Annotated in this window: 18 protein-coding genes and 1 other RNA gene; 4 read left to right on the top strand and 15 right to left on the bottom strand. The window is 70.4% G+C overall.

The window, feature by feature from the left end; all coding sequences use genetic code 11:
• Window positions 1–6: 6 nt before the first annotated feature.
• The 9 genes from RN607_RS03785 to RN607_RS03745 form a co-directional block, all read right to left on the bottom strand.
• The gene (locus tag RN607_RS03785; RefSeq protein WP_313500013.1) at window positions 7–774 is read right to left on the bottom strand and encodes an MBL fold metallo-hydrolase; all 768 of its coding nucleotides are present in this window, start codon (window positions 772–774) and stop codon (window positions 7–9) included.
• On the bottom strand, window positions 771–1,574 hold the full coding sequence (gene murI / locus RN607_RS03780; protein WP_313500011.1) for a glutamate racemase: 804 nt from the start codon (window positions 1,572–1,574) through the stop codon (window positions 771–773). The genes RN607_RS03785 and murI overlap by 4 nt, the downstream gene beginning before the upstream one ends.
• Window positions 1,567–2,202 (bottom strand): DUF2017 family protein, encoded by a 636-nt coding sequence (locus RN607_RS03775; RefSeq protein WP_313500010.1) that lies wholly within the window; start codon window positions 2,200–2,202, stop codon window positions 1,567–1,569. The genes murI and RN607_RS03775 overlap by 8 nt, the downstream gene beginning before the upstream one ends.
• Entirely contained in the window at window positions 2,199–2,486 is a 288-nt protein-coding gene (clpS, locus tag RN607_RS03770) for an ATP-dependent Clp protease adapter ClpS (RefSeq protein ID WP_313500008.1), read from the bottom strand. The genes RN607_RS03775 and clpS overlap by 4 nt, the downstream gene beginning before the upstream one ends.
• A gap of 46 nt (window positions 2,487–2,532) precedes the next feature.
• A complete protein-coding gene (locus RN607_RS03765; protein WP_376784228.1) occupies window positions 2,533–2,817 on the bottom strand; it encodes a DUF3039 domain-containing protein in 285 nt (94 codons plus the stop codon).
• Window positions 2,818–2,861: 44 nt separating this feature from the next.
• On the bottom strand, window positions 2,862–4,514 hold the full coding sequence (locus tag RN607_RS03760; protein WP_313544437.1) for a hypothetical protein: 1,653 nt from the start codon (window positions 4,512–4,514) through the stop codon (window positions 2,862–2,864).
• Entirely contained in the window at window positions 4,496–5,251 is a 756-nt protein-coding gene (locus tag RN607_RS03755) for an ABC transporter ATP-binding protein (RefSeq protein WP_313500004.1), read from the bottom strand. Before RN607_RS03755 ends, RN607_RS03760 begins: the two co-directional genes overlap by 19 nt.
• A gap of 64 nt (window positions 5,252–5,315) precedes the next feature.
• On the bottom strand, window positions 5,316–6,269 hold the full coding sequence (locus tag RN607_RS03750) for a calcium/sodium antiporter (protein WP_313500002.1): 954 nt from the start codon (window positions 6,267–6,269) through the stop codon (window positions 5,316–5,318).
• An 83-nt stretch (window positions 6,270–6,352) separates the two neighbouring features.
• A complete protein-coding gene (locus tag RN607_RS03745) occupies window positions 6,353–6,826 on the bottom strand; it encodes a MarR family winged helix-turn-helix transcriptional regulator (RefSeq protein ID WP_313500000.1) in 474 nt (157 codons plus the stop codon).
• 91 nt (window positions 6,827–6,917) lie between these two features.
• Between RN607_RS03745 and RN607_RS03740 the strand changes: the two genes are divergently transcribed.
• The 3 genes from RN607_RS03740 (at window position 6,918) to RN607_RS03730 (ending at window position 10,821) form a co-directional block, all read left to right on the top strand.
• Window positions 6,918–7,793, top strand: a complete 876-nt coding sequence (locus RN607_RS03740) for a VOC family protein (protein ID WP_313544435.1) — start codon at window positions 6,918–6,920, stop codon at window positions 7,791–7,793.
• A 91-nt stretch (window positions 7,794–7,884) separates the two neighbouring features.
• Window positions 7,885–9,603: an EAL domain-containing protein gene (locus tag RN607_RS03735; protein WP_313544433.1), complete on the top strand. Its 1,719-nt coding sequence runs from the start codon at window positions 7,885–7,887 to the stop codon at window positions 9,601–9,603.
• Between the two features lie 153 nt (window positions 9,604–9,756).
• On the top strand, window positions 9,757–10,821 hold the full coding sequence (locus RN607_RS03730) for a fatty acid desaturase family protein (RefSeq protein WP_313544431.1): 1,065 nt from the start codon (window positions 9,757–9,759) through the stop codon (window positions 10,819–10,821).
• Window positions 10,822–10,889: 68 nt separating this feature from the next.
• On the opposite strand, the gene RN607_RS03725 is transcribed toward RN607_RS03730, so the two are convergent.
• The 4 genes from RN607_RS03725 to RN607_RS03710 form a co-directional block, all read right to left on the bottom strand.
• Window positions 10,890–11,726, bottom strand: coding sequence for a MetQ/NlpA family ABC transporter substrate-binding protein (locus RN607_RS03725; protein ID WP_313544429.1), 837 nt, complete (start codon window positions 11,724–11,726; stop codon window positions 10,890–10,892).
• An 87-nt stretch (window positions 11,727–11,813) separates the two neighbouring features.
• Window positions 11,814–12,557 (bottom strand): methionine ABC transporter permease, encoded by a 744-nt coding sequence (locus RN607_RS03720; protein ID WP_313544426.1) that lies wholly within the window; start codon window positions 12,555–12,557, stop codon window positions 11,814–11,816.
• Window positions 12,554–13,546 carry a methionine ABC transporter ATP-binding protein gene (locus RN607_RS03715; RefSeq protein ID WP_313499989.1) on the bottom strand — a complete coding sequence of 331 codons (993 nt, stop codon included), beginning with the start codon at window positions 13,544–13,546 and terminating at the stop codon, window positions 12,554–12,556. Before RN607_RS03715 ends, RN607_RS03720 begins: the two co-directional genes overlap by 4 nt.
• Window positions 13,547–13,727: 181 nt before the next feature.
• A complete protein-coding gene (locus RN607_RS03710; RefSeq protein ID WP_313499987.1) occupies window positions 13,728–14,582 on the bottom strand; it encodes a formate/nitrite transporter family protein in 855 nt (284 codons plus the stop codon).
• 131 nt (window positions 14,583–14,713) lie between these two features.
• Here RN607_RS03710 and RN607_RS03705 point away from each other — a divergent pair, with 131 nt between their 5' ends.
• Entirely contained in the window at window positions 14,714–15,532 is an 819-nt protein-coding gene (locus RN607_RS03705; RefSeq protein WP_313544424.1) for a hypothetical protein, read from the top strand.
• 72 nt (window positions 15,533–15,604) lie between these two features.
• On the opposite strand, the gene ssrA is transcribed toward RN607_RS03705, so the two are convergent.
• Window positions 15,605–15,970: a transfer-messenger RNA gene (ssrA, locus tag RN607_RS03700) on the bottom strand.
• A 65-nt stretch (window positions 15,971–16,035) separates the two neighbouring features.
• A complete protein-coding gene (locus RN607_RS03695) occupies window positions 16,036–16,803 on the bottom strand; it encodes a nucleoside phosphorylase (protein ID WP_313544422.1) in 768 nt (255 codons plus the stop codon).
• Between the last annotated feature and the right edge of the window lie 6 nt (window positions 16,804–16,809).

Raw genomic sequence — 16,809 nt, 5'->3', positions numbered from 1 at the left:
CGCCCGCTACAACGACACGCGCATGCCGGCGTGGACCGCGTCGAGCGGGCCCGCATACTCCGCGGCCGCCTCCGCCACCACCTCGTAGGGCTCGGTCCACGGCGGCACATGCGTGAGGAGCAGACGGCCCACGCCGGCGACCTGCGCCACCTGGCCCGCGCGCGCACCGGTGAGATGAAGTCCGCGCGGCGCATCCTCCGACTCGAGGAACGACGCCTCGCACAGCAGCACGTCCGCGTCGGCCGCCACCTCGCCCAGACCAGGGCAGACGTCGCAGTCGCCCGAGTATGCGAGCACCGCGGTGCCGCCCTGCTCGGACGGTCCCTCGATCCGCAGCCCGTACGCAGGCACAGGGTGCTCCACCGCGGCGCACGTGACCGTCATCGGCCCGATCGACACGGGCGCGCCCGGCTGCCATGCATACGCGGGGAGCGCCTCCGAATGGTCGTCGGCGCCCCTCAGCTCGGCGATCCTCGTCGCCAGTCCGAACGGACCGTGGACCGGCAGCGCGATGGGGCCGTCAGGGTGGTACTTCAGCAGGACGTCGAGCACCGCCAGGTCCGCGCAGTGGTCCGCATGCGTATGCGAGATCGCGATCGCATCCACGTCGCGCGGGTCCACATACCGTTGCAGCGCTCCGACCGAACCGGAGCCCAGGTCCAGGACGATGCTCCACGTGCGACCGTCCGCGTCGTCCGCCTGCAGCAGGTAGCACGAGGCCGGGGACGCCGGTCCGGGCAGCGAGCCCGAGCAGCCGACGACGGTGAGCCTCACGAAAGGTCCTCCACGGAGCCGACCACGGGGCCAAGGAAGCGCTGGGCGAGCCGCTCGAAGCGCTCCTTCTCCCCCGTCGCGAAGAAGCGGTGCACGGGAACCGAATGCGGCGCCCGCTCCAGCCCCGCCTTCACGAGGGCGCGGTACACGTCGATCGCCGTCTCCGTCGCCGAGTCGACGAGCGTGACGTCCGGGCCCATGACGTAGCCGATGGCGCCGGCGAGCATCGGGTAGTGGGTGCAGCCCAGGATGACCGTGTCGACCTGCGCGTCCTTCAGCGGCGCCAGGTACTCCTCCGCCACCTCGATGACCTCCGGGCCCGACGTGACGCCCGCCTCGACGAGCTCGACGAACCTGGGGCAGGCCTGGCTGGTGACCTCGATCTGCGGCGCGGCCGCGAGCGCGTCCGCATAGGCGCCCGACGTCATCGTCGCCACGGTCCCGATCACGCCGACGCGGCCCTCCTTCGTCAGCGAGGCCGCGCGTCGCGCCGCCGGGATGATGACCTCGACCACCGGCACGCCACGCTCGGCCGAGAACCGCTCGCGTGCGTCACGGAGCACCGCCGCAGAGGCGGTGTTGCAGGCGATGACGAGCATCTTCACGCCATCGTCGACGAGCGCGTCCATGATGTCGAGCGCGTGCTGCCGCACCTCCTGGATGGGCAGCGGACCGTACGGGCCGAACTTGGTGTCACCGACGTAGTGGATGGACTCGTGCGGAAGCATGTCCATGATCGCTCGCGCCACGGTCAACCCGCCGACGCCCGAGTCGAACACCCCGATAGGAGCGTCAGACATCGTCCTCCTGTCCCGCCGCGAGGCACCCCACGAGCGTCTCCTGAAGCCAGCTGAGGGCCTGGTAGAGCATACCGAGCCACACCCTCTCGTGGTCGACGGGCGCGTCCTCGTCCTCGTCGAGCGCGCGCACCCCCTCGTCGATCTCCTGATGCAGACGATCCACGTCCTCGTCGGTGTCGAGACCAAGCCGGGTCGCGAGCACCAGCCGCACATCGGTGAAGGCGGCGGCCGTGGGCATCGCCTCGTCGACCTTGAGGACCCAGGCGTCACCGTCCGCGCCCAGCTGATCCCACATGCGTCGCAGCCGGTCCAGCTTCAAGGCGCGCAGGTCGCCCTCGGTGAGCCGACGGAACTCCGCCGACACCTCGGCATCCGCCGGCGAGGCGTCGGGCAGGAGCCTCAGCACCGCGGGATCCACCGGCTGCGTGCGGACGCCGCCCAGGTCCGCGAGCCCGTCGAACAGCGCCTTCTCATCGTCGGGCTCGTCGTCGTCCTCATCGTCCTGCGCGCCGAAACGCACGTCGCCCAGCAGCAGCCCCACATCGGCGATGATCCGCGCGATCACCGTGCGCTCCTCCTCGTCGAGCACCGCGACCACGGTGTCGCCCTGGCGCTCGAACCCCCTCATTCGCCGCTCCGCTGAAGGGTGGCCCACAGCCCGTACGAATGCATCGCCTGCACATCCACCTCCATGCGCTCCCGCGTTCCGGTGCTCACGACGCTGCGCCCATGCTCATGCACCTCGCGCATGCGGCGCTCCGCCTCGGTGCGGGAGAATCCGAAGTAGGTCTGGAAGACGTACGTCACGTAGGACATGAGGTTGACGGGGTCGTTCCAGACGATCGTCACCCAGGCGTCGGCCGGCCGGGTGGCGACGCTTCCCTCAGGCGAGAGGTCCTCCTGGAATGCCACGGGGTCAGCCTACGGCGCGCCGCGCGCGTCGGTCGCCAGCAACGGCTCAGGAATCGCCGTCGCCGTCGTCGCTGCCGAAGACGCCGTCGATGATCTCCTTGCAGGCGGGGCACACCGGGAACCGGTTCGGGTCGCGCCCGGGCACCCACACCTTGCCGCACAGCGCGATGACCGGATCGCCCGTCATCGCGGACTCGAGGATCTTCTCCTTGCGCACGTAGTGCGCGAAGCGCTCGGCGTCGCCCGGCTCGACCAGCTCACGCGTCTCGGTGCGCTCGATCGTGGCAGTGCCGCCCTGGGGCTGCTCGACGGGAAGGTTCGGCTCGCTCATGCGGCCCATCGTAACCGCCGGGCACGGATGCACGGTGGGCCTTCTCACACCACTGCGGACAGCAGCCGGCCGCTGCGCGCGTCGTAGAGGTCCCCGGCGAAGCGCACTCCGAGCACCACGCCCGCCGTGCCCAGCCCCAGCCCCGTGCCCGTCGCGACCACCGACCAGGCGGGATGGACGGCCACGGCGAGCACGAAGGGCACGAGCACCAGCGGCGCGGTGACGACGGAGGCGACCGAGGACAGCAGCTGGGCGGCGAGCCCGGCTCCCACGGAGCCGACCTCGGCGCCGAAGGGATTCGCGCCCGGCTGGGGGGCGCGATAGGGCATCCACACGGACAGCACCGCGGAGATGCCGAGCGTCGTGCCCAGGACCCCGAGAGACGCCGCCGTCAGCCCGATCGCGAGGTCCCATCGATGCGCCACCCAGGCGGCCGCCACGGAGGCCGCGACCACGACGGGCACCGCCCACGCGAGCAGCGCCTCGACGCGGCCGCGCATCACATGCCGCCCGAGCCTGCCGGACACGACGTCGAGCCAGAGCGCCGTGGAGTCGTACGCGACGTCGTTGTGGCGACCCCAGGCGATCGAGGTGGCGGCCGCCACCGGCATGAGGAAGACGGTCCATCGTGGGGTGCCGATCGCCGGCAGCAGGACGCCGAACATGACGACGGGACCCACCAGGGCACCGATGCCCGCCGCGAGATAGCGGGGATCGCTCATCCAGTAGGTGAGAGCACGGCTGCGGACGGCACGGACGATCGGGCCGGATCGCAGGCGCGCCGCGCCGCGCACGAGCGCTGACGCGCGACCCTGTCGCGAGTCATGGCGCGCCAGGCGCACGGTCGCGGCCTCCTCCGCGCCGAGCACCCGATCGTCGCGGCGGGCCACGCCCGCGGAGCGCGACGGCGGCGTGACGAGCGCGCGCGCGACGCTGTCCCTCCAGGCTCCCAGGAGCAGCAGGCACCAGCCGAGCACGAGCGCCAGGTGCCACGCGGCCTGAGACCATCGCCCTTGGGCTGCGAGCTCAGGCGCTGCGAGCCCGGCGCCGAGCGGCGTGACGCCGAGCGCGGAGATCAGCGTGGGGACGTCGTAGTCGAGCACCGTCTCGAGGCCCTGCCGCATCAGCGCGAACGCGGCTGGCGTGATCATCGCAAGTCCCGCCGCTCCCGCCGCGGCCGCGATCATGCGCGAACGGCGGCCGGTGAGCAGCCGCGCGGCCCACATGACCGCGACCCGGCCGGACAGGATCATCATCGCGACCGTGAGCATCGCGCCGGCGAGCGCGACGGCGAGCGCAGGCCAGTCGTCCCTCCAGGAGACCGCCAGCAGCAGCATCGCGACCATGGTGAACATCGCGGGCACGGTGAGGAACGCCGCCACCGCGAGGCCAGGCATGATCCGGCGCGCATCGACTCCGAAGGAGGCGAACCGCGCAGGGTCGAGCGTGTCATCGAGGCCCGTCACGAGCAGCGGCACCAGCAGCCATCCGAGCATCAGCACGGCGCCGCAGATCACCAGGGCGTCGGTGCGGACGGACGGGAACTGCATCTCGAGCGCGCGCTCCGCCCAGACGAGCGACGGCAGCAGCGACAGGGACCACACCGCACCCGCGATCACGACCAGAAGGCGCCACCAGTCTCGCCGCAACGACTGGACGGTCGTGCGCCAGCGCAGGCTCAGGATCGTCGCAACCACGCCAGGTCCCTCTGGTCGGCGACGTCACCCACGAGCTCCACGAAACGTGCCTCGAGGTCCTGACCTGCGCGCACCGAGTCGAGCGTGCCTTCCGCGAGGACCCTGCCGGACCCGACGATCGCCACCCGGTCGCAGAGCCGTTCGACGAGCGCCATCACGTGCGACGACATCACCACGGTGCCGCCGTCCTCGACGAAGGTGAGCAGGATGCGCCTGATCGCGCCCGCGCTCACGGGGTCCACCGCCTCGAAGGGCTCGTCGAGCACGAGCACGCGTGGCGCATGGACCAGGGCGCAGGCGAGCGCCACCTTCTTGGTCATGCCCGCGGAGTAGTCCGTGACGAGCGTCCGGCCGGCGGAGTCGAGGTCGAGCGCCGCGAGCAGGTCGTCGCGCCGCGCGCGCACCTCGTCCGCGGGCAGCCCGCGCAGGAGCCCTGCGTAGGAGATCAGCTCGGCTCCGGTGAGGCGATCGAAGGTGTGGAGCCCGTCGGGGAGCACGCCGAGCAGGGGCTTCGCCCGCTGAGGCTCACGCCACAGGTCGATGCCGTGCACGTGCACCACGCCCGCGTCGGGAGTCAGCAATCCCGTGGCCATCGACAGCGTGGTGGTCTTGCCCGCACCGTTCGGTCCGACGACGCCGTAGAACGAGCCCTGCGGGATCTCCAGGTCGATGCCCGCGACGGCGATGGTCGCGCCGAACGCCTTCCGGAGGCCGGTGATCTGGAGAGCTGGGGTCACGCGGTCAGGGTAGTCCTGGGAAAGCGCCGTCTGACAGGGTCTGGTGGTGTTCCCCACTCGTGCGTCAGGCGGTGACCAGCAGGAATGCGGTGTAGCCCAGCCAGAGCGTGAGCAGGATCCCGCCCTCGGTGCGGCTGATGCGACCGCGGTTCCAGGGCCAGAGCGCGAACACGACGAGCAGCACCGTGAGCCCCAGCACGACCGGAAGGTCGCGGGTGAGGATGTGCGGGTCCACGTCGGCAGGGGCGATGAGGCCTGCGACCGCGAGCACGCCCAGCGTGTTGAACAGGTTGGAGCCGATGACGTTGCCGAGCGCCATGTCGTTCTCGCCCTTGCGCACAGCGGCAAGGGCGGACGCGAGCTCGGGCGCCGACGTGCCGATGGCGACGACGGTGAGCCCGATCACCAGGTCGGACCATCCGAGACGCTCGGCGATGCCGACGGCGCCCCACACCAGGAGCCTGGAGGACAGGACCAGCAGCACGAGACCCGCGATCAGGGACGTCCACGCGCGAGCGGCGCCCAGAGGGGGCTCGCTCTCGACCTCCCGTGCGAGCTCGTCGTCTGCGTGGCGTCCTCCCACGACGACGGCCCAGCCGATCTGAGCCACGAGCGCGGCGCCCAGGACGGCGGCGTCGAGACGCGACAGCGTCCCGTCGGCCAGGAGCAGCCACACGATGACGGTGACGACGATCAGCGCGGGCAGCTCGCGCCTGAGGACGCCTCGGTGCACGGCGATGGGCACCACCATCGCGGTGATGCCCAGGATGAGGCCGATGTTCGCCACGTTCGAGCCGAACGCGTTGCCGATCGCGAGCTCGGGCGCGCCGTCCGAGGCGGCGAAGGCGGACACCACCAGCTCGGGGGCCGAGGTACCGAAGCCGATGATGAGCATGCCGACCAGCAGCGGCGCCATGCCGAGCCTGCGCGCCACGGCCGACGCGCCGTTCACGAAGTGGTCGGCGCTCCACGCGAGCGCGGCGAGCCCGACGAGCGTCGCGACGGCGGCGATGAGCATGGGCCGAGCCTAGCGTCGGGCGTGCTGGGCGCGGCAGCTCGGGTGCCAGGGAGGCAGCGCGGGAGCGGCGGTCGCCGAAGGGCTCAGGCGCGGCAGGTGTCGCCGGCGATGCCGCCGTTGCGCAGGAGGATCTCGAGGATCCGCGCCAGGTGCTCGCGATCCTCGTCGCCGAGCCCGTCGAGCACGAGCCGTCGGATGCCGGCGGTGTGCACCGGCACGGAGCACTGGACCTTCTCGAGGCCCGCGTCCGTGAGGTGCGCGAAGATCGAGCGTCTGTCGGTGGGGCAGGCGGTGCGCTCGAGCAGGCCCCGCTCCTCGAGGCGGCTGGCGGCGTGCGACATGCGGGACGCGGACGAGTACGTGGCCTGGGCGAGCCTCGACATCGTCTCGGTGCGGTCGGACCTGCGTGAGAGCATGGCGAGGACGGAGAACTCGAAGAGGCTGAGGCCGGCTTCGCGGTGCAGCTCCTCGTCGATCGCGGCGGGCAGCAGCATGCTGAGCGCGAGGACGTCCTGCCAGAGGGCGTCCTCGCGGCTGTCGAGCTGCTCGGCGGTCATGCGGTTATCATACCCGGACTGCTTGACGCTTCAAATAAGGGGAACTATGGTAGTTGTAGTTACAACTACCCTTCCCCGTCGGGAGCATCCCATGACCACCACCCGTCCCGTCGACGACCTCCTCTCCGCCGGCACCCGCATGGGCCCCGTCGAGCTCCACGTCGAGGACCTCGACGCCATGCTCGCGTACTACCGCGACGTCGTCGCGCTGGACCATCTCGCCGAGAGCGGCGGCACCCACGTGCTCGGCCGCCACGGCGTGCCCACCATGACGCTCTCGCACACACCGGGCCTGCCTCGCTTCGACCGATCCGGTGCGGGCCTCTTCCACACCGCGGTGCTCTTCGACACGCGCGAGGCGCTCGCCGCGGCCGTCGCAAGGGTCGCGCAGTCCGGCCTGGGCAGGTACACCGGCTCCGCAGACCACCTTGTATCCGAGGCCTTCTACTTCGACGACCCCGAGGGCAACGGCGTCGAGCTCTACTTCGACCGCCCCAGCGACTCCTGGAAGCGAGGCCCCGACGGCAGGCCGCTCATGGACACGCTGTTCCTCGACCCGAACCGCTTCCTCACCGACAACCTCACCGACGCCGAGGTGCAGCGCCCCACCGGCGTCGCCCGCGTGGGCCACGTCCACCTGCAGGTGGGAGACATCCCCACCGCGAAGCAGTTCTACGTCGGCGCGCTCGGATTCGACGAGATCGTCGACATGGGCTCCGCTCTCTTCGTCAGCGCCGGCGGCTATCACCACCACGTGGGGCTGAACACGTGGAACTCACGGGGCGCCGGCCCCCGCGCCGCCTCCCTCGGCCTCGGCACCATGGACATCGTGCTTCCCACGGCCGACGACCTCGGCGCCTTGCGCGAACGGCTCGAGGCACGCAGGATCCTGGTCACGGACGATGGCCGCACCTCCACGTTCGCCGACCCGTGGGGATCGCGCATCCGAGTCACCGTGGACGCCTGACCGCGAACGGCACTGCGCGACACATCCGGACGTGAGAAACCTCACGCGACCACCGATCCTGCCGAATGGTGGTCCGGAGGGACACCCTGACATGACGTCTGAAGCAACGATCGAACCACTCGTCGAGCACTGCCTCATGGTGCCCTCCGACACCCCGTGCAGCGAGGTCGGCGCCCACATCTTCAACCGCGGAAACCGCCACACGCTGCTCGTGCGCGCTGACGACGGGGAGCTCGGCGTGGTGAGCCGCGAGCACTTCCTCCACAGCATGGCGGGCGCGTACGGCTACGGCCGCCAGCTGCTCGCGCGGCAGGGCATCGGCGAGCTCACCCACTGGGGCATGCCCGCGGTCACCCCCGACACGCCCGTGGCGACAGCCGCCGCGCTGATGATGGGGTCCGAGGCACCCGAGGGCTTCCGCGACCTGCCCGTCGTGGGCGCCGACGGAGACGCGCTCGGCATCATCAGGCCGGTCCGCCTCATGCGGGCGCTCGCCGACGACGCGGCCCGACGCGCGGAGACCGACGGGCTGACCGGCCTCGCCACTCGCGCCCGCGTGATCGCGGGGCTCGAGGACGCGATCGCAGGCCTCGACGACGGCGACGCGCGCGTCATCGTCGCGTTCCTGGACCTGGACCGCCTCAAGCACGTCAACGACTCCCTGGGCCACGGCGCGGGCGACGCGCTCCTCCGATCCGCGTCGCGCCGACTGCTCGCGGTGGCCGGCGGCGCGGACGTCGTCGGACGCCTGGGAGGTGACGAGTTCGTGGTCGTGGCGCGCATGCGGCTCCCCGCCGCGATCACCGCGGAGGACGCGGCACTGGCCTACGGCGAGCGGCTCCGCGCGGCCCTGGCTCAGCACGACCCGGACCTCCCCGACAGCGCCCAGGCGCGCGCCAGCGTCGGCGTCGCCGTCGAGAGCAGCCCCGGCGCCGACGCGGAGGCGCTGCTGCGGCTCGCCGACACCGCCATGTACTCCGCGAAGCTCGGCGGAGGCGATCGCGTCCAGTACGGACGCCGGTCGGCGCAGGGCGTGGACGCGATCCTCACCGACGCGCTCCACCTGATGTTCCAGCCGATCATCGACACCGCCACGGGGATGCCCACCGCCGTCGAGGCGCTGCTGCGCGCCCACACCGCCGCCGACGACTCGAACTTCCCCGCCGACATCAAGCTGCGTGCCGTCCGCCAGGGCGCGACTCTCGAGCTCGACCGCTGGGTGCTGAGCAGGGCCTGCCGGTCGCTGCGGCGCTGGCAGGCCGACGGGCTCGAGGCGGCTCGCCGCCTGCGCATGCACGTGAACCTCTCTCCCGAGACGCTCGTGGCGCCCGGCCTGGCGGACGAGCTGCTCACCACCATCGCCGAGGCGGGGGTCGCGCCGGATCGCATCGTGCTCGAGCTGTCCGAGCTGTCCCGCGTGGGCGACATCAACGCCGCATCCCTGGAGCTCGCCGCGCTCGACGCCGCGGGCGTCAGCCTCGCGCTCGACGACGTGGGCGTGTCTCTCGACACCCTGCGCCTGCTCCAGCAGCAGCTCCCGCTCAGCCTCATCAAGGTCGACAGGACCGTGGTGGCGGGCGCGGGACGGGGCAATGCGGTCGATGCCGAGGTGCTGTCAGTGATCGCGAGGATCGCGGCGCAGCTCAAGGTGGAGATCATCGCCGAGGGGGTCGAGACGATGGCGGAGAGCGAGGCGGTCGCACGCGCAGGCATCAGGCACGAGCAGGGCTTCCTGCGCTTCCGCCCGATGTCGGAGCCGCTGTTGCGCGCCAGGCTCGCGTCCGCCGCCGCGTTGGCCATGCGCCGCTGAAAGGCACGCTGGACCGCTGGCGCCGAGACGTGCCGCGCGAGACCCGTGACACACAACCTACGGTCGCGTAGCCTGAGGTCATCTGAACGATGAGCGCGCGAGCGTTCGGCCCTCGGCTGGGAAGTCGACGTCCCCCCGACTTCTGGAGACCGCATGGCCTCGGCGTACCCGTCCCCGCCCGTCAACCACATCACCCGCTCCTTCACGGAGCTCGCCGCCACCGTCCGTGACACGGGGCTCCTGAGGCGGGCGCCGCTCTTCTACGCGCTCTACGGCGTGGCGCTGACGCTGGCGCTCGGCGGCGTCGTGACCGGGTTCGTCCTGCTGGGCGACTCGTGGTTCCAGCTGCTGATCGCGGCAGCGCTCGGGCTGGTGCTCACCCAGGTGGCCTTCCTCGGCCACGAGGCCTCGCACCGCGCGGTGCTGAGCACCGGGCCCGCCAACGATCGTCTGGGACGCGCGCTCAGCACCGTCGTCGTCGGCATCAGCCACCAGTGGTGGATGACCAAGCACACGCGCCACCACGCGAACCCGAACAAGCGGGGCGCGGACCCCGACATCGACAAGGACACCATCTCCTTCGTCGAGGAGGACGCCGCCCAGGCGCGAGGCGTGATCCGCTGGATCACCCGACGCCAGGGCTGGCTGTTCTTCCCGCTCCTCACCCTCGAGGGCCTCAACCTGCACTACCGCTCCATCGTCTCGCTGATCACCCAAGGCAGCCGACGCCAGCGGTGGACCGAGCTGCCTGCGATCGCCCTGCACTTCGGGCTCTACCTGATCCCCGTCTTCGCGTACCTGCCGCTGGGCATGGCCTTCGCGTTCGTGGGCGTCCAGATGGCCGTCTTCGGCGTCTACATGGGCGCCTCGTTCGCCCCCAACCACAAGGGCATGGCGCTCGTCCCTGCCGACGCCAGGCTGGACTTCCTGTCCAAGCAGGTGCTCACCAGTCGCAACATCCGCGGCGGTTGGACCATGAACATCCTCATGGGCGGCCTCAACTACCAGATCGAGCACCACCTGTTCCCGAACATGGCCCGCCCCCACCTTGCGCACGCCCGCGCGATCGTCCGCGAGCACTGCCGCTCCATCGACATGCCGTACACGGAGACGAGCCTCCTCGAGTCCTACTCGATCGTCATCGCCTACCTCAACCGCGTCGGCCTCGCGGCCCGCGACCCGTTCGACTGCCCCGAGCGGGTGGCGATGGGACGCTGACGCCGCCCGGACGCGAAGCGGCCCCCGCCCTCACCAAGAGGACGGGGGCCGCTCGCTGTGGCAGTCGGCTACGACACGGCCGCCGGGACGACGAGACCGTTGTACTCGTCCTCGATCCACTGCTGGGTCTCAGCCGAGGTCAGCAGATCGTAGAACGCGAGGACGCGGGCGTCGTCGGCAAGCTCGGCGCGCGTGGCGAGGATGTTGAAGTACGGCGAGTCGGTGCCCTCGGACAGCAGCTGCAGGTCCGACGACAGGCCCGCGGCCGACGCGAACGAGAAGTTCACGATCGCGGCGTCCTGGTCGTCGAGCGCGGCAGGCAGGCTGGCCGCGTCGACCTCGAGGAACTGGTAGCCGTGGGGGTTCGACGTGATGTCCGCGACGGTGGAGCCGCCGTCAGCGACCTCGATGAGGCCCGCCGACTGGAGCAGCAGCAGCGCACGGGACTCGTTCGACCCGTCGTTGGGCAGCGCGATCGACGCGCCCTCGGGCAGGGCGTCCAGGGAGTCGACCTTCTTGGAGTACAGCGCGAGCGGCGGCAGGTAGACCTCGCCGACGCTCACCAGGTCGTCACCGGAGTTCTCGTTGTAGAGGTCCAGGAACGGCTTGTGCTGGAAGAGGTTGACGTCGGTCGCGCCCTCCGACAGTGCCGGGTTGGGCGTGTTGTAGTCCGAGAACTCCGTGATCTGGATGTCGAGGCCCGCGGCGGCCGCCTGGCCGGAGTCGATGATGTACTGCACGATCTCGCCCGCCGGCACGGCGGTCGCTCCGACCACGAGCGTCTGCAGCCCGGCGGTCGAGTCACCGGAGGCGGTCGCGTCCGAGTCGGTCGAGCCCGAGCAGGCCGCGAGGGCGAGTGCAGCGGTCGCTGCGAGAGCGGTGAGGGGAAGGAGGTGCTTGCGCATGGGTGGTTCCTGCTTTCTTGGGAAGGGTGCGGCATGCCGCGCTCGGCGCGGCGAGGGTGCTGAGAGCTGCGGGTCCAGGGCGTCCGGTCAGAGGCCCTGGGCGGGCGGCACCGCGGCGGCAGAGCGCGCGGAAGGGGTGCCGCCCCGTCGCATTCGCATGGACATCCAGCCGCCGACGGCCTGGATGCACGCGACGATCGCGACGAGCACGATGATGACGACGACGATGTACTCGGTCTCGTACCGCTGGTAGCCGTAGCGCACGGCGACGTCGCCCAGGCCGCCACCGCCGATGGTGCCGACGATCGCGGAGTAGTTGACGACGGACACGGCGGTCGTCGTGAACCCGAGGATCAGCCCGGGCAACGCCTCGGGCAGGAGCACCTTGGTGACCAGGTGCCAGCGGGTGGCGCCAAGCGACGAGCCCGCCTCGAGCAGGCCAGGCGCGACCTCGCGCAGCGACATCTCGACGATCCGGGAGAAGAACGGCACCGCGGCGATCGTGAGCGGCACGATCGCGGCGGTGACGCCGAACGCGGTGCCGAGGATCAGCCGGGTGAACGGGATCAGCGCGATCATGAGGATGAGGAACGGGATCGATCGGCCCAGGTTCACGATCAGCTGGAGGACGACGTTCAGGATCTTGCCGAACGCACGCGAGCCGAACGGCGCCTCGAGCATGCCGCCCTTGTCGGTCACCACCAGCAGCACGCCGATGACGGTGCCGAGCACCGCGGTGAGCAGCAGCGTCCAACCCACCTGGTAGAGGGTCTCGCCCGTGGCCTGCCACACGGTGTCGAGGAGCTTGGACCAGTCCGTGCCGTCGGTCATCGCGCCTCCCTCACCCTGGCCACGGTGAGTCCCTGGCCGCGGAGGTCGGCGACAGCTGCGTCGACCTGTGCCGCGGAGCCCGTGAGCTCGAGGCGGGTGCGTCCGGTCTGGCGTCCGTGAATGGTCTCGATCGCGGCACCGAGGAGGCTGACGTCGAGCTCATGGGTGCGGGCGAGCCGCGAGATCACCGGCTCCTCCGAGGCGAGGCCCACGAAGGTGATCTCGATGATCGTGGTGCCGCGCGCGTCGGGCAGCTCGCCGAGTGGGAACAGGTCGGGCGACATGAGCGACTCGCCACGCACGACGATGTCGTCCAGACGGCCTGACTCGACGATCCGCCCGTCGCGCATGAGCGCGGCGGAGTCGCACAGGGACTTCACCACGTCCATCTCGTGCGTGATGAGGAGGATCGTGAGGCCCAGGTCCTCGTTGAGCCGGCGAAGCAGGCCCAGGATCGACGCGGTGGTCTCGGGGTCGAGCGCGCTCGTGGCCTCGTCGGACAGCAGCACCTTGGGGTTGCCTGCGAGGGCTCGGGCGATGCCGACCCGCTGCTTCTGACCGCCGGACAGCTCGAAGACGCGGGCGCCCGCACGGTCGGTCAGGCCGACCAGCTCGAGGATCTCCGCCGAGCGCGTCCTTCGCGCCGCGCGATCCACGCCGGCGATCTCGAGCGCCAGCTCGACGTTGCCTCGGACGGTGCGGGACTCGAGGAGGTTGAACTGCTGGAAGATCATGCCGATGCGCTGACGTGCGCGTCGGAGCTGGGCACCGTCGAGGCCGGTGAGCTCGACGCCGTCGACGGTGACCGTGCCGGAGTCGGGACGCTCGAGCATGTTCACGGCGCGGATCAGCGTGGACTTGCCCGCGCCGGAGCGGCCGATCACGCCGTAGATCTCGCCTGGCTCCACATGGAGCGACACATCGTCGAGCGCGCGCACCTGCCCGGAGCGGGCGGTGAAGGTCTTGGAGACCTGCTCGAGCGTGATCATGGAGTCCTCAGGGTGCGCGAAGAGTCTGCGCACACCGTCGAGCGCGGGGATGTTGCGAGCAGGTTACCGAATTGCGAGACAGGTTGTCCACATACTGATACCGGCGGGGGCATGAGGAGTGGCCAACCTCACGCGTCGGCCTCGAGCGCGGATTCGCACCCGGAGCGTCGGTGCGGTCGACCTACTCCTCGACGCCGACCTCCTGGGCGTCGGTACGCCAGTCCTTGCCGTCCTCGGCGACGACGATCGGCGCCTTGCCACGACCGACCTTGCCAGCGACGTACGCGTACGCGACCCCGACCACGATGCCGCCACCGACCAGGTTGCCGAGCCCCACGAAGATCATGTTGTTGACGAAGTCGCCGAAGGTGACGGCCACGTCGCCCTGTCCCATGAGGCCCAGCGCGAAGGTCGTCATGTTCGCGACGACGTGCTCGAAGCCGGAGGTGATGAACGCCAGCACGCCCCAGAAGATGATGATCGCCTTGCCGGCCTCGCTCTTGAGGCGGCCCGCGGCCCAGATCGCCATGCAGACGAGGACGTTGCACATGACGCCGCGGAAGAACAGCTCGGCGGACGAGTGCTCGATCTTGCCCTCGAGGTACGAGGCGTAGAAGTCACCTGCCGGCCCGCTGTTGAGGATGCCGGTCTGCATGATCACCCAGGCGAAGGCGAACGCGCCGACCATGTTGGAGAAGAACACGCTGAGCAGAAGGACGCCTGCGCGGACCCACGTGATGGCCTTCCGGATCGCTCCGAGCGGCAGGATCATCATGGCGGAGGTGGCGAGCTCGGAGCCCGCGAACACGACGATGGTCAGCGCGGCGGCGAACACGATGCCCGCGACGAGCTTGCCCGCGGGGGCGTCCGCGACGATGAACGGGCCGGCGGCGGACCACATGAGGACGTCGCCGACGCCGATCCACATGCCGGCCAGCATGCCCGACACGAGCAGACGGGTGGGGGTCTTCGCCAGCTCGGACTTGTGCTCGGCGGCGTGGGCGTGGACCTCGACGGTCTCTTCAAGTGAAAGCACGGTTCGACGATAGAGGTCGCATCACCCGTATGAGAGGTACAGAGGTCCCAGCATCCGGGACATGGTGTCCAGGAATGCGTGCGCGCATCCACGCCGATAGGGTGCGTGTCACGGGGACACGAGGAGGTCGCGTGGCGGAGCCGATGCTGATCGGGGCGGTAGCCGCCCAGGACTCGACGGTGGCAGCGGCTGTCGTCCTCGAGACGCTGAGGCGTGGAGTCGAGGACGTCGTCGCACACTCCATGGGCATCGAGCTGACGTGGAGCAGCACTGCGTCCACGGTCCGGGACGACCTCGACCATCCCTCCGCACCGATGGGAGCCGACGGCGTCGATCCCGACTTCGTGGCGACGCGTTGGAGCGAGGGACCACCGGAGGCAGGAGCGTTCAGCGCCCGATCGACGGTGATGCAGGCCGCCGTCCGCGAGGACTTCCGACGGTACGACCCCCGCATGGAGGCGGCCTGGGTCGCATGCACGTTCCCCACGACGGTGGCATGGAGCGCCACCCCTGTCGGGGGGATGATCGTGACGCTCACCATGCAGCGATGGGCGATGTACGGCGGCGGCGCGCGGCTCGACTGGGCGGTGGGAGCGCTGGAGCGGTGGGTGCACGACGCCTCGGAGGCGCTCGGCGCCACGGCGGGCTTCATCACCGCGGCCACGCATCCGGTCAGGCTCGCCGAGAGCCCGTGGGAATGTGCGAACCGCCTGTCACCGTCGCGCCGGGACGTGGCGAACCAGGTGTGGGGCTTCGGATGGAGCACCCTGCTCGGTCCCCGCCAGCTCGAGGCGGTCGGCGGCCCGGGCGCAGTCGAGGGCCTGGCTGAGGTGTCCCTTCCGCTGCGCGACGGAGGCACCTGGATCCGCCTCCCGTACGAAGACCCGGCCGACGTCACGGATCGCGACCTCGATGCCCTGCAGCGCAGGCTGGCCCCTGCCCTGCCGTAGCACCGGCCCGATGCGCTGAAGGCCGCCCACCCGGAACGGGTGCGGCGGCCTTCAGCCTGCAACAACAGGGATGAGTGGAGATGGCGGGAATCGAACCCGCGTCCGCATGTCCAAACCCAGGTCTTCTCCGGGCGCAGCCTGAGAAGTGTTTCTCGGCCCCTCACCCGCATCAGGCGAGCAAGTGAGATAGGCCCAGTCGTCTAAGAGTCCCGCACCCCCCGACGACGAGGAGGTGCAGCCAGTTCCCTAGATGACGCCAGGGACCAGGTCGGGATCTAGCCTGGGCTGACGGACTTCGAGGCTCGCTTAGGCAGCGAGGGCGAAGTCGGTGCGCTTGGAATCGGCACCTATAGTTTGCAGAGGGCGTTTACGAGATAACCCTGCGTCCTCGGCCCGCTTCCCCTAGGAAGTAAACACACGTCGAAACCGATCATCCCCTGTGGAGTTGTGCCTCCAGTGTAAGGGGTTGCACCGACACGACGGTAGGGCCGTTCGCCCTCGGCTCACAGCTCGAGCGCCACCGCGGTCTCGAGCGCGGCCTCGATCGACGCCATCCAGCCCTCCTTGAGCCGCGCGTTCTTGTCGCCGTACACGCTGTCGCCTGTCACGAGGTTCGACGAGCAGGCGCAGACCATTCCCGCGCGCAGGCCGCGAAGCCGCGCGACCACGTACATGGCGGAGCTCTCCATCTCCACGTTGAGGATCCCCATCCTGGAGAGCTCGGCGATCCACTCCGGGCCCTCGGCGTAGAACGCGTCGTCGGTCGCGTTGATGCCGGAGAACACGGACCTCTCGCTGCCGGCCATCACCGCGGCTGCGGTCTCCTTGAGGGACTGCGCGATCGCGAGGTCGGGGATCGCCGGGTAGCCATGGTGGACGTAGGCGGCGGTGGTGCCGTCGTTGCGCAGCGAGCCTTCGGACACGAGCAGGTCTCCTGGCTCGACACCCGGCTGGAGCGCTGCGGACGAACCGACCCTGATGAAGGAGGTCACGCCCACGCGGGCGAGCTCCTCGACCGCGATCGCGGTGGAGGGGCAGCCCATGCCGGTGGACGTGGCGGTGATGAGGCGGCCCTTGTAGTAGCCGGTCATGGTGCGGTGCTCACGCTTGTGAGCGACGTCCTTCACGTGGTCGAGGAACTCCGCGACGAACGGAACGCGGAACGGATCGCCCGGCAGCAGCGCGACGGTCCCCACCTCCCCCGGCGCGATGTCGATGTGGTACTGGCGGGCATCGAGTCCGACTGCGGACTTGTCGACGATGTCTGACATGGTCTG

The sequence above is a fragment of the Demequina capsici genome (assembly GCF_032102965.1).
Lineage (GTDB): Bacteria > Actinomycetota > Actinomycetes > Actinomycetales > Demequinaceae > Demequina > Demequina capsici.
This window is presented reverse-complemented; position numbering and strand designations above follow the sequence as displayed.